General features: G+C 67.7%; 10 protein-coding genes and 1 tRNA gene. 2 read left to right on the top strand and 9 right to left on the bottom strand.

The window, feature by feature from the left end; genetic code table 11:
- Nucleotides 1-1,458 precede the first annotated feature (1,458 nt).
- From FL583_RS40570 to FL583_RS35295, 6 genes are all read right to left on the bottom strand, one after another.
- A complete protein-coding gene (locus FL583_RS40570; protein WP_170324036.1) occupies nucleotides 1,459-1,632 on the bottom strand; it encodes a hypothetical protein in 174 nt (57 codons plus the stop codon).
- A 110-nt stretch (nucleotides 1,633-1,742) separates the two neighbouring features.
- On the bottom strand, nucleotides 1,743-1,988 hold the full coding sequence (locus tag FL583_RS35275) for a hypothetical protein (protein ID WP_142709240.1): 246 nt from the start codon (nucleotides 1,986-1,988) through the stop codon (nucleotides 1,743-1,745).
- The gene (locus FL583_RS35280) at nucleotides 1,985-2,383 is read right to left on the bottom strand and encodes a hypothetical protein (protein WP_142709241.1); all 399 of its coding nucleotides are present in this window, start codon (nucleotides 2,381-2,383) and stop codon (nucleotides 1,985-1,987) included. Before FL583_RS35280 ends, FL583_RS35275 begins: the two co-directional genes overlap by 4 nt.
- Nucleotides 2,384-2,450: 67 nt before the next feature.
- Nucleotides 2,451-3,284, bottom strand: a complete 834-nt coding sequence (locus FL583_RS35285) for a hypothetical protein (protein WP_142709242.1) — start codon at nucleotides 3,282-3,284, stop codon at nucleotides 2,451-2,453.
- Nucleotides 3,285-3,459: 175 nt separating this feature from the next.
- Nucleotides 3,460-3,536, bottom strand: a tRNA-Ile gene (locus FL583_RS35290).
- Nucleotides 3,537-3,622: 86 nt separating this feature from the next.
- A complete protein-coding gene (locus FL583_RS35295) occupies nucleotides 3,623-4,783 on the bottom strand; it encodes a hypothetical protein (RefSeq protein ID WP_142709243.1) in 1,161 nt (386 codons plus the stop codon).
- Nucleotides 4,784-4,868: 85 nt separating this feature from the next.
- On the opposite strand from FL583_RS35295, the gene FL583_RS35300 reads away from it, so the two are divergent.
- Complete coding sequence (locus tag FL583_RS35300) at nucleotides 4,869-5,651, top strand: SDR family NAD(P)-dependent oxidoreductase (protein WP_142709244.1); 783 nt, start codon at nucleotides 4,869-4,871, stop codon at nucleotides 5,649-5,651.
- Here the strand turns inward: FL583_RS35300 and FL583_RS35305 are convergent.
- From FL583_RS35305 to FL583_RS35315, 3 genes are all read right to left on the bottom strand, one after another.
- Nucleotides 5,648-6,136: a hypothetical protein gene (locus tag FL583_RS35305; RefSeq protein ID WP_142709245.1), complete on the bottom strand. Its 489-nt coding sequence runs from the start codon at nucleotides 6,134-6,136 to the stop codon at nucleotides 5,648-5,650. The genes FL583_RS35300 and FL583_RS35305 overlap by 4 nt on opposite strands.
- A 159-nt stretch (nucleotides 6,137-6,295) precedes the next feature.
- Entirely contained in the window at nucleotides 6,296-7,999 is a 1,704-nt protein-coding gene (locus tag FL583_RS35310) for a M28 family peptidase (RefSeq protein ID WP_142709246.1), read from the bottom strand.
- A 118-nt stretch (nucleotides 8,000-8,117) separates the two neighbouring features.
- Nucleotides 8,118-9,761 carry a M28 family peptidase gene (locus FL583_RS35315; RefSeq protein ID WP_205752743.1) on the bottom strand — a complete coding sequence of 548 codons (1,644 nt, stop codon included), beginning with the start codon at nucleotides 9,759-9,761 and terminating at the stop codon, nucleotides 8,118-8,120.
- Between the two features lie 201 nt (nucleotides 9,762-9,962).
- On the opposite strand from FL583_RS35315, the gene FL583_RS35320 reads away from it, so the two are divergent.
- Entirely contained in the window at nucleotides 9,963-10,385 is a 423-nt protein-coding gene (locus tag FL583_RS35320) for a hypothetical protein (RefSeq protein ID WP_142709247.1), read from the top strand.
- Nucleotides 10,386-10,455 lie beyond the last annotated feature (70 nt).

Raw genomic sequence — 10,455 nt, forward strand, 5'->3', positions numbered from 1 at the left:
TGGTTCCGCGCGCTTGTCGACCTCAAATTGACGGTTACCGCTGGCGGGCTATTGGTAGTTCTATTTATCACCGGCATCTCTCGCGGTGCACTGGGAACTGTGAGGTACGGTTCTCCAGGTATCGTGGCATCAAGGCCGCGTCGAGATTTCGCGATGGGCCCGCTAGGACTAACAGCAAAATTCGTGGAAGCGTTATGGCGCTCCGTTGCGCGGACAGCACTCACAATCGCGGATTCAATCCATTCCGGTTTCAGGCTAGCATGGACCGTGCTACGAGAAGGACGCCCATGGCTTCCCTTCGTCGGCGCGCTTAGCGCCCTGTCGTCAGCCTACCTGGTAATACCGTGGGCGTACGCAACTCAAGGATATCTTGTCAATGGGACACTTCGTTCGCTCACAATTTCTGTCACCACTGCGGTGGTGGCTGTATTGGCCGTGTCAAGCGCCTGCGTCATCGTTCTCGCCATGAGGGAAGCTCCGGCGGCCGCAGTGCTTCAATCTAATGTGCACACCTTGAGCAACTTCGCTGCGGCTACAATAATTCTCACTGCACTGTTTGGTTTGGTTGAAGGTACGTTCGGCATGTACGGGATCGGGCCACTCCGAGTGGGGTGGTTAACCCTTAGCTCCGTTGCGTTCTTTTTCGTGGCGTCCTTGATAGCAAGTTTCTGGCAGAGAAGTGACTTTCGTGGGGACGTGGCGCGGCGAGAAAGATGGGGCGCATTCCTGCTCGTGCTATTCCTTCTACTATGGGGACTCTTCGTGAGGTTTGCAGGCGAGGTATCGGCCTTCGGCATTCCGATTCATCCTTAGTCGAAGGCCTCTAAACGGGCTATTACGTCCCACCGCTATCGCGCTCTCGTCGGCAAAGTAGTGCGCTCACGCACCGCGGACGACGGCCACCCGCGTAGCCCTAGTCAATCGAGACCGGACGGAAGCCGGATCTTGAACGCGAAGGCCGCCACCACCGACCTGTCCGCGACGCAGTTCTACGCCAGAGCGATGGTGAACGCCGCCCCCGCCGGCCGACTATCTCCTACACTTCCAACGCGAACCGCCAACGGCCGACGACGGGGCCTATCCCGGAGCAACGCTGCCTGCCACCCGGCCGCCAAAATTGTTACTGCGGGTCACCCAGAACTCGGTCGACCGCTTGGGGATCGAACCAGCGCGCGCCCATTGACCTGCACAAAGACCGGCTCCACTCAATCCATGATCGACGTCGACCACGTGGGCTATCGCCGAAGCGCAGCATCAGAGCACGTCACGCGGTTCGTCACTCTGCGGGGTGGGGCGGGTGGGGCTCGAACCCACGACCAAGGGATTATGAGGACTTGAGGGTGTAGCGCTGCGCAGGCAAGCGAAGGCGCAGGTCGGCCCATACCGTAGAGCTTCGAATACTTTGCTGAACGCCAGGCTGTAATCCACATCGACTGGAACGGCGGCGAGTCGATTCGCCTACTCGTCGCCGAAGACGTCCTCAAGAATTCGGTGAGCCCTCGGCGGAACTTCCTCGTCGGGGAACACCTCGGTGCACACTGCCAGCACCTGCTCGATGTCAGTCAGGTCGAGGTGCTTGACGAGGAAGCGGATGTCATCAATATCCCGGCGCCTGGCCGCGAGCACCTTCATTGCCAGAAGGTGCTCCGGCGACGCGGCAGCCACTCTCAACCCGGGGTGGTCAAAGACCCTCGCCGCGTCAGGGTCTCCGCCCGGTGCGACGTAGCTGCTCGCTTGCTCGTTCAGCCACCATTGAGCAAGCCGAGCTCGTCCGCCACTGCCCGTGCCTCATCCAGAACCACGCCGTGCGGTTGGAACACAGCACCGATGTCGCGGGTCGATCGGCGCGCGTCGTAGGCCAGCGCCATCGCTGCTCCGCCGAAGATGTACAGATCCGCGATCACCCCGCGGCGCGCAAGCCGATCTCCTGGGCGCCGGAATGCATCCTCGATCGACGCCCTATCGAGAAACGAATCGCCGCTGCTCACGCGACTTCAAGCTCTTGAGCAGCGACGAAGACTCCTCGGCGTCGGAACGCCGCCGGCGCATGCACCACAGCGTCCACCCTGGCGGCGCGGGTGTTGAACGGAAACCAGAACGTCCGCAGCGACCGCCCTTCCGCCCAGGCTGGCGCTCTACGCCCATCCTTCGCGGCCAGATGCTCGGCCAGGGCAGCTAGGAACACGTCCCAGTGCGCATCGCCGGTTGCAGTGGGCTCTTCTCCCAGCAGGCGAGGACGGACCTCAGCCGGCTCCCACCGGTGCTCCTCCAGGAACTCCGCGACCCAACGCCACCGCTCCGAGTCATCAGCGGCCGACAGCCCTTGACCGAGCCGGACAAGAGTCATCGGTTCATAGGGCCGGATCGGCGTATCTCGCTGCACGGTGACGAGGATAGCGCAGACACCCAGCTCTATCGCCTGTCGCGGCAGTGGGAACACTCGGTGCTAACTAAAGTGCGATCTGTTTGAGCTCATTTATCAACGACTCGAACGGCAGGTCGACGTCTCCTTCAATTGGCAGCATCCTTGCCATCTTGCGGGCCGTCTCGCGACCTTCCCACGTGGTGAACACCAACTGCTCGCCAACCGTCTTTCTCCCGAAAGCCCGAATACTTCCTCCTCCCCTCTCAATATAGTCAATAGCTTGGACGATCAACGGATGTGCACAATTGAGCCCTTGTTGACGTTCAGGCTCTCGAATTATGAGAGTTGCAGCCCCAAGGTCGTTCACAATTCGCTTCACTTCTGGACCCGCGACGCCTATATGGGCAGGGCTGAAATTCAAACGCATACCATTCACCGCGTCCAGCCCGCTCACCCATGAATCGAACTCTTCAGCTTCGCTCAACAGCGACACTTCCCAACGTAGCCCACCGACCGATCGCAAGGCATCCGCCAGAACTCCGACGAAGGTCGCCTCGGTGATATCCGAGGCCCGCGCGTGAAAAACCACCAGTAGGCGATCGAGATCAAGCACGAAGTTGCATGATTCGCCAGCAGGACGCTCCGAATCGCGGAACCTGCTGTCACGGTATTGCTTCCAACGGTCTCTGGACTCGTAGCCGAGCTGTCCCTTGATCAGACTCTCTGACTTGTCCACCATCGCCAGTCGCCACCCCTTGTTCCGGTAAACGAACGGCTCGCCTCGGCCGACAACCTCGTCGATCGTAGTTCTCCAAAAGGCGGGTAAATCCTCGATCTCGGCGGTGAACAGGTCTCGCCGCTCGTCCGGAAATATGCGCGCGTATGCGACTCGCGCCTGCCTATGCCCGCCCGATACCATGGATCCACATTAGGCATGAAGTTGAGCCAACGGAGGCGATCGGAACTACATGGCCGAGTATCCGATTCGATAATGCCGATGTGAATTAATACGTCAGTTCCCCCGGTGACCTGATGGCCGTTGCGTGTTCGACGAGTGCAGATGCCCGTCGGGTCGCCAAAGTAGGCGGTGCGCTTGGTGGGGCGGGTGGGGCTCGAACCCACGACCAAGGGATTATGAGTCCCCTGCTCTAACCGACTGAGCTACCGCCCCCGACCACGGCACATTAGCGTCCACTCCCGGGCCGCCGGGGCACACCCCTCCGGACTGTCCGGTGGCCGACACTCAGCGTGGGTCCCCTACTTCGACGAGCGGCCGCGTCTGGTCGGCTTCGCCTCGGGTTCCGGGTCTTCGCCGTCGGACGGTTGCTGCTCCGACGTCGGCTCGATGGTCGTCGGGGTGCCCTCGGCGGGGACCGGCGCGGACGCGGCCGTTGGGCGCGTGACAGCCGCGCGCGGCTCGGTGACGGCCTCGACCGACGCCGACCCTCGCGCGGACGACGCCGACGAGCCGACCGGCGCGGGCGCGTCCGCCACGGAAGACGCAGACGAGGGCGTCGACGCTCGGACGTCGTCCAAGGCCTGGGCCACCCTCGACCTACCGCCCACCACCGTCGTACCCGCGCCGGAGACCGGGACCGGCACCCGTTCCGCGGGGGAGGACGCAGCGCGACGCGCGCGTCCGAAGCGCCTCGGGCGCGGCTCGTCCTCGGACGAGTCCTCCGACCGCGCCGGGGGCGCCGACACCGGCTTGGGCGCCAGCGGCGCCGCGAACGCCGCATCCGTCAGATCGATCGGACGGGTATCGAACGACCGGTATCCCAGCACGTACCGCACCGAGATCGCCACGAAGAACGAGCCCTTGCCGACCTTCCTCAGCACGTCCGGATAGCGCGCGACGAAGTACCCGGCCGCGGCGGTCGCCACCGCGGAGTGGCCCCACACGATGAGCGCTGTCCCGGGCAGCCCGGTGTCCCTGGGCGACAGCCTCGCGATGAACGCGAACGTCTCGTCGTCCGTCCGGTCGAAGGTCCGGCCGCCGCAGCGGTACGACAACCGTCCGGTGTCGGGGTCGGTCAGCACCTCGAAGCCGGGGCAGTACGCCTTGAGGAACGTCGCGCTGACCTGGTTGCCCGACGGGCCACCGATCGCGATCACGTCGAGCGGCGAATTCTCGGTCGACTCGCCACTCCGGGTGATGACCGGGACCGTCCCCAGGCGGTTGCAGGCCTCGAGGACGTGGGCGAGGCCGATCGCGTCGTACGTCGTGAGAAGTCCGGACGGATGGCCTTGACCGGCCCAGGGGTAGACCGGCGTCACCACGGACGCGGTTTCCGTGCCGATGAGCCACCGTAACGCGCGCTTTCGATACCTCCGGCGCACCGCCAGGTAGATCTCCACCAGCAGCACGGCGAGCACGCTGGACACGACCCCCGCGATGAGCTCCTCGGCGATCGCCATGCGCACAGAGTAGCGGCGTACCGCACCCCGAACGGCACAAATGGCCGGCCCCCTCAGTACGGTAAGAGCGGATCAGGAGGTCAGGATGGACTTGGGGCTCGACGGCGCACGCGCGGTCGTCACCGGTGGGAGCCGCGGACTGGGGTTGGCGATCGCCGACTCCCTCGCCGCCGAAGGCGCCTGGGTGGGGCTGATCGCCCGGGGCCCGGACGGTCTGGCCGACGCGGCCGAGAAGGTCGGGCGCCACGGCCGTCCGGTCGTCACGGTGGTCGCCGACGTGAGCGACGCGGGCGCGCTCACGGCCGCTGTCGACGAGGTCGCGGAGGCGCTCGGCGGGCTCGATCGGGTCGTGGCGAATGCCGGCGGTACGGTCGGGCCGGGCAACCTGCGGACGAGCTCCATCGAGGACTTCGTCGACACGTACGCGCTCAACGCCGGCCACGCGGCCGCGGCCACGAAGGCCGCGCTCCCCCATCTCGAGCGGGCCGGTGGGGGGTCGGTGTTGTTCGTGGCCTCGGTGAACGGGACGAAGCCCGCGCCTCGGACGGCGTACTCGGCGGCCAAGGCCGGGGAGATCCATCTCGCGGCGACGCTGGCGCTGGAGTTGGCTCCGTTGAACATCCGGGTGAACGCGATCAGCCCCGGGTCGATCATGTTCGAAGGGGGTACGTGGGAGCGGTTCAAGGCGCGGGATCCCGAGGTGTTCGAGAGCTTCCGGGCCAACGAGTTCCCGTTCGGACGGCTCGGGCGGCCTGAGGAGATCGGTGACGTGGCCGCGTTCCTGCTGTCGGCTCGGGCGTCGTGGATCACGGGTGCCAACGTCGTGGTCGACGGCGCCCAGGGGCGCCCCAGCGCCCGGTCGTTCTAACCCCGCCGCCTCGGCGACGCTCCACAACTCCTCGAACTCGCGACGCGGTGTGTTCGCTGGTCGTCGCGGATGCGTTCGAAGCCTGGGTCGGCATGTGGATGGTCGAGCACGAAGAGGCGGCGGGTGGGGACGCCTCGGTCGGCGGCGGTGTCGAGTTCACGGAGATAGCGCAGTCCGATCGAGGTGTCCCAGAAGCCGCCGCCGAACCCGGCTGGACCGCCGTCGGCGTCCGGCGTGCTCACCGCATCGATGCGCACCGCTGCCGCCGTCACGAGCGTGAGGAGCCAGTCGCTCGCATCGCCGTCGTAGTCGACCGACCCGTTCTCGAGCTGGCTCAGCAGCAACGCGGCGTTGTCGATCTCCGCGCGTACCAGGCGCGCCGCGAGTGAGTCCTCCGGGTTGCCCAAGCCGGCCAGCCGGTCGAGCAACCGGTCGAACGCCGGCGCGGCCCGGGGTAAGCCCTCGACGAAGCCGACGCTCGGCATCACTCCCCCGCGGACGTCCTCGTGGTGCAATCCAAGCGTCAGAAACGGCGGCCGGCCGCCTCCAGCCTCTGGACGTACGGCCGGTCGTCCCGGCTGTAGCTGAGGAATACCGCGGACACTGCAGCCCCCTTCGCCCCCTGATCTGTCCACTATGCAGGGCTACGGGGCCGGGCTCGCGGGAACTCCCTCTACGTCGGTCAGGTCGTACGCGTACCGGCCGACCGCCGTCGCGATGGCATCGCTGATCAAGTCGAGCGGCACCACGTTCACGTTCCCGACCAAGCGGCTCCCGTACGCCTTGCGCAGCTTTCGGTACGCCTCCCGGTGCGCGCGGTCGCGGTACTTCGGCGTCAGCGCATCGCAGGCCTGGTGGTAGCACGGATCGAACGCGACCCCCGGCACGCCACCGAACCTGGCGACCTCGGCCGCCGACTTCGTGCCCTCCGCGCCGGTGTCCATCCCGCCGACCGGGATGCCCGCGTCGGCGAAGGCCGCGTAGTCGGAGCGTCCGTCCAGGCCACTCGGCGACGACTTCTGGCCGCGGGACGCCAGGAACTCCCGGAAGAACCTCTCGATCCTCGCCGACCCGGGCGGTCCGGCCTCGGCCTCCGCCTGACGGGCCGAGGCATCCCCGTCCAGGACGCCCAGCTCGTAGTTCGGCGACGCGATCATGTCGAAGTTGAGGTACAGCGCGATCTTGCGCCGCTGCGCCTGCGTCAGCCCGGCCACGTAGTGCTCCGACCCCAGCAGCCCGAACTCCTCCGCCCCCCACCAGGCGAAACGCACGTCGTTGGGCGGCGCGCTGCGTCGCGTCTGCTCGGCGTAGCGCAGCGCGACCTCGAGCACGCCCGCGCTCCCGCTGCCGTTGTCGTTGATCCCCGGCCCCTCCGGGACCGAGTCCAGGTGCGCGCCGACCAGCACGGTCCGGCCGCCGCGGTGCGCCGGCAGCTCCGCGGTCAGGTTCTCGGTGGTCCGCGTCTGCGCCAGCGTGTCGGTCTTTATCTGGACGTTCACCCGCGCCGACTTCGCGAGCTCGGCGCCGACCGCGTACGACACGGAGATGGCCGGAATGCCCACCGGCGACTGCAGCGTCCCGCCGAAGGCGTCGAACTGGTCTTTGTTGGCCGTAGGGGTGCCCTTCCCCTGGTTGAAGACGACGACGGCGGACGCGTGGGCCGCGGCGGCGTTGCGGACCTTGTCGCGGAACTCGCAGGTGCCGCGCTGGAGCAGCGCGACCGCGCCGCGCGGGAAGCCGGCGAAGTCGGCGGCCTCGCAGCCGCTGGTCGAGGTCCGCGGCGGGGTCAGGTCGACGTCGACCGGCACCACCGGGGCATCGACCGTGCCGGATCCGGCGAAGCTCAGGATCTGGAAGTCGGCCGGCGAGCGGTAGGTGTGGGAGCCGCGGCGGAACGTCGTCGGGTGGCGCTCCTCGAAGTACGGGTAGTCGAAGCGCTGGCGGGTGACCCGGTAGCCCGCGCCCCGGAGCTGCTCCTCGACGTAGTCGATGCTGCGGGGGTAGCCCTTGCCCGGGCCGGCCATCCGGGTGTTGCCGGACGAGTCGGCGATCTTCTGGAACGCGCGCAGGTGCGAGAGCACGCCCTCGACGGTGACCTGGGCGGCCAGCGCCCGCCCGGCCGCCAGCCCTCGATCGCCAGTGACAGGAGGAGCCTTGGGCTCCGGCCGAACGGCCGGCCCGACCGGCCGAGCCGCGGGCCGGGCCGCCGGCTGATCGGCGGCGGGCCGATCCGCGGTCGCCGGCTGGTCCGCGGCCGCGTTCATCTGGTTGGCGGCCAGGCCGATCAGGGCGGCGATTCCGACTGCGGCCATCACCCGCAGAGATCGGGGCTGGGAGCGGGCGACCATGAACAACTCCCCCGGAAGACGTCACTATGTCCCAGACCAGGAGATTAGTCGCATTTACCCAGCGCAACCGACACCCGAGTCCCCGGCGCGCCGCAGCGCGCCGGGGACCGGGCCGGGCTCAGGCGGTCGGAATCGGGCCCCGCTGACCCCCGCCGCCGGTCGACGCGGACGCCGGGGCGGTGTCGCCCGGCGCGCTGATGCCGGTCGTGTCGAACGACAACCGCGCCACCGCGTCGGCGATCGCGTCGGTGTTCAGGTCGAGCGCGAACACGTTCAGGTTGCCGACGATCTTCTTCTTCCCGTAGGCCTTGATGATCTTCTGGTAGGCCGCCGCGTCCGCGCCCGTCCGGGCGAAGCCGTCACAGGCCTGGTGGTAGCACGGGTCGTAGGCGACGTCCGGGACGCCACCGAACGCGGCCGCCTCGTCGGCGGTCTTGATGCCCTCGGCCCCGGTGAACAGGCCACCGGCCGGGATCCCGATGCCCTCGGCGATGAACGGCCCGTAGTCCGAGCGTCCGTCGAACTCCGTGTCGATCACCTTCTGACCGCGGCTGGTCAGATACGTCCGGAAAATCGTCTCCAGGGCGCCGGACCCGGCCGGCGGAGCGCCGGTACCGGTGGAGTTGTCGCCGTCGTAGACGGCCAGCACGTAGTTCGGCGAGCCGATCATGTCGAAGTTCAGGTACAGGCCGATGTCGGCGACCTGGGCCGGGGTCAGGCTCGCGACGTAGTGCTCCGACCCCAGCAGACCGCCTTCCTCAGCGCCCCACCAGGCGAAACGCACCTTGTTCGTCGGCTTCGCCGACTTGGCCAGCGGCGCGTACTTCAGCGCGATCTCGAGCAGCGCGGCACTGCCGGTGCCGTTGTCGTTGATGCCCGGGCCTTCCGGCACCGAGTCGAGGTGCGCGCCCGCCATGACGACGTTGTCCGCGCGACCGCCGGGGGTCTCGGCCAGAACGTTCTGGGTGGTGCGGGTCTCCGACAGCGTGTCCGTCTCGATCTTGACGACGGTGTTGGACGTGCCGGCGAGCTGGGCGCCGAGCGCGTACGGCACCGAGATCGCCGGGATCGGTACCGGGCCGCCGAGGTTGCCCTCGAACAGCTCGTAGCGGTCGGGGTTCTCGGCCTCGGTGCCGTTGCCCTGGTTGAACACGATGACGCCGACCGCGCCGGCCGCTGCCGCGTTGGCGACCTTGACCGAGAAGTCACAGGTGCCGCGCTGCACGAGCGCGACGTTGCCCTTCGGGAAGCTCGCGAAGTCGGCTGCCTCGCAGCCGCTCGTCGAGGCGCGCGGCGGCGTCAGGTTGACGTCGACCGCGGTGACCGTGCCCTGCGCGCTGCCGTCGGCCGAGAAGCTGAGCGTAGCGAAGTCGGTCCCGTTGACGTACGTCGTCGCGGTGGGGCTGACCTGGGAGAACTTCGACGGCGAGAGCTCCTGGAAGAACGGGAACTCGAAGCTCTGGCGGGTGACCCGGTACCCGGCGCGCTTGAGCTTGCCGGCGACGTAGTCGGCGCTCTTGTCGAAGCCGGGGGTGCCGGAGGCGCGGGTGCCGTTGTTCGCGTCGGCGATCCGCTGGAACTGGCGCAGGTGGCCGAGGACGCCGTCGACGTGCACGGCCGAGGTCAGCTTCTTCGACGCGGCCGCGCCGGCCTGGGCGGGGGTCGGCGGACCGGCCACGGCCGGGTTGCCGGCGGCCTGGGCGCCGACGGCCAGCCCGACCAGGGCGACGACGGCGACGGATAAGGAGCGGCGACGGAGCATGGGCGCCTCCAGGGTGACCGTTGAGCACTGCGGTCAGTGCGCGGTTGGAGCCAGAACGTAGCCGCATCCGGGAATTTACGGGGCCAAATTGGATTAAAGATGATCTTGGTGGTTGTCACTAATTCGTAACGGCACAGTGGACGGGCGTCGGAGCACCCGACGACGGTGCGGAGGCGGGCGGGACGGACTAGGTTCACGCGGGTGTCCGGGATGTCGCCGACGGCGGCGGAGGTCAGCCTTCGCCGGGTCAGCCTCGCGCTCATCACGCTGGGGCTGCTCGACCTGCTGCCGGCTCTGGTCCTGGTCTGCGCCGAGCCGTTCTCGTACGGGCGGGTCGGGCCGGAGCGGGCGCGTGGGGTCTGGGAGCAGCTGGCCGCGCTGGGCAGCACCGCGTTCGCGGTCATGAGCCTGCCCCTGGGCGCGGTGATCCTGGCCGGGGGTATCGCGTTGTTGCAGCGGCGGGCGCGGATCTTCGGGGTGATCAGCGCGAACGTGGCGATCGTGCCGTTGTCGTGCATGTTCGTGGCGAGCATCCCGATCGGGATCTGGACGATGACGGTCCTGGCCCGCGACGACGTCCGCGCGCTGTTCGAGCAACCCGGCCCGACGGCCCGAAAGCCCTAGTGCGTTGGCCGGTTCCGGCGATCGCGACGCCGGTCGCCGCGGAGTTTGACGGCTTTCCGGGCTCAAACAG

The organism is Cryptosporangium phraense, assembly GCF_006912135.1.
In the GTDB taxonomy this organism is placed as follows: Bacteria; Actinomycetota; Actinomycetes; order Mycobacteriales; family Cryptosporangiaceae; genus Cryptosporangium; species Cryptosporangium phraense.

Coding starts and splice junctions, on each gene's coding strand:
- FL583_RS40570 (WP_170324036.1), bottom strand. CDS start 1,632: ATGAAGGTGCTCGCGGCCAGGCGCCGGGATATTGATGACATCCGCTTC.
- FL583_RS35285 (WP_142709242.1), bottom strand. CDS start 3,284: ATGGTATCGGGCGGGCATAGGCAGGCGCGAGTCGCATACGCGCGCATA.
- FL583_RS35295 (WP_142709243.1), bottom strand. CDS start 4,783: ATGGCGATCGCCGAGGAGCTCATCGCGGGGGTCGTGTCCAGCGTGCTC.
- FL583_RS35300 (WP_142709244.1), top strand. CDS start 4,869: ATGGACTTGGGGCTCGACGGCGCACGCGCGGTCGTCACCGGTGGGAGC.
- FL583_RS35305 (WP_142709245.1), bottom strand. CDS start 6,136: ATGCCGAGCGTCGGCTTCGTCGAGGGCTTACCCCGGGCCGCGCCGGCG.
- FL583_RS35310 (WP_142709246.1), bottom strand. CDS start 7,999: ATGGTCGCCCGCTCCCAGCCCCGATCTCTGCGGGTGATGGCCGCAGTC.
- FL583_RS35315 (WP_205752743.1), bottom strand. CDS start 9,761: ATGCTCCGTCGCCGCTCCTTATCCGTCGCCGTCGTCGCCCTGGTCGGG.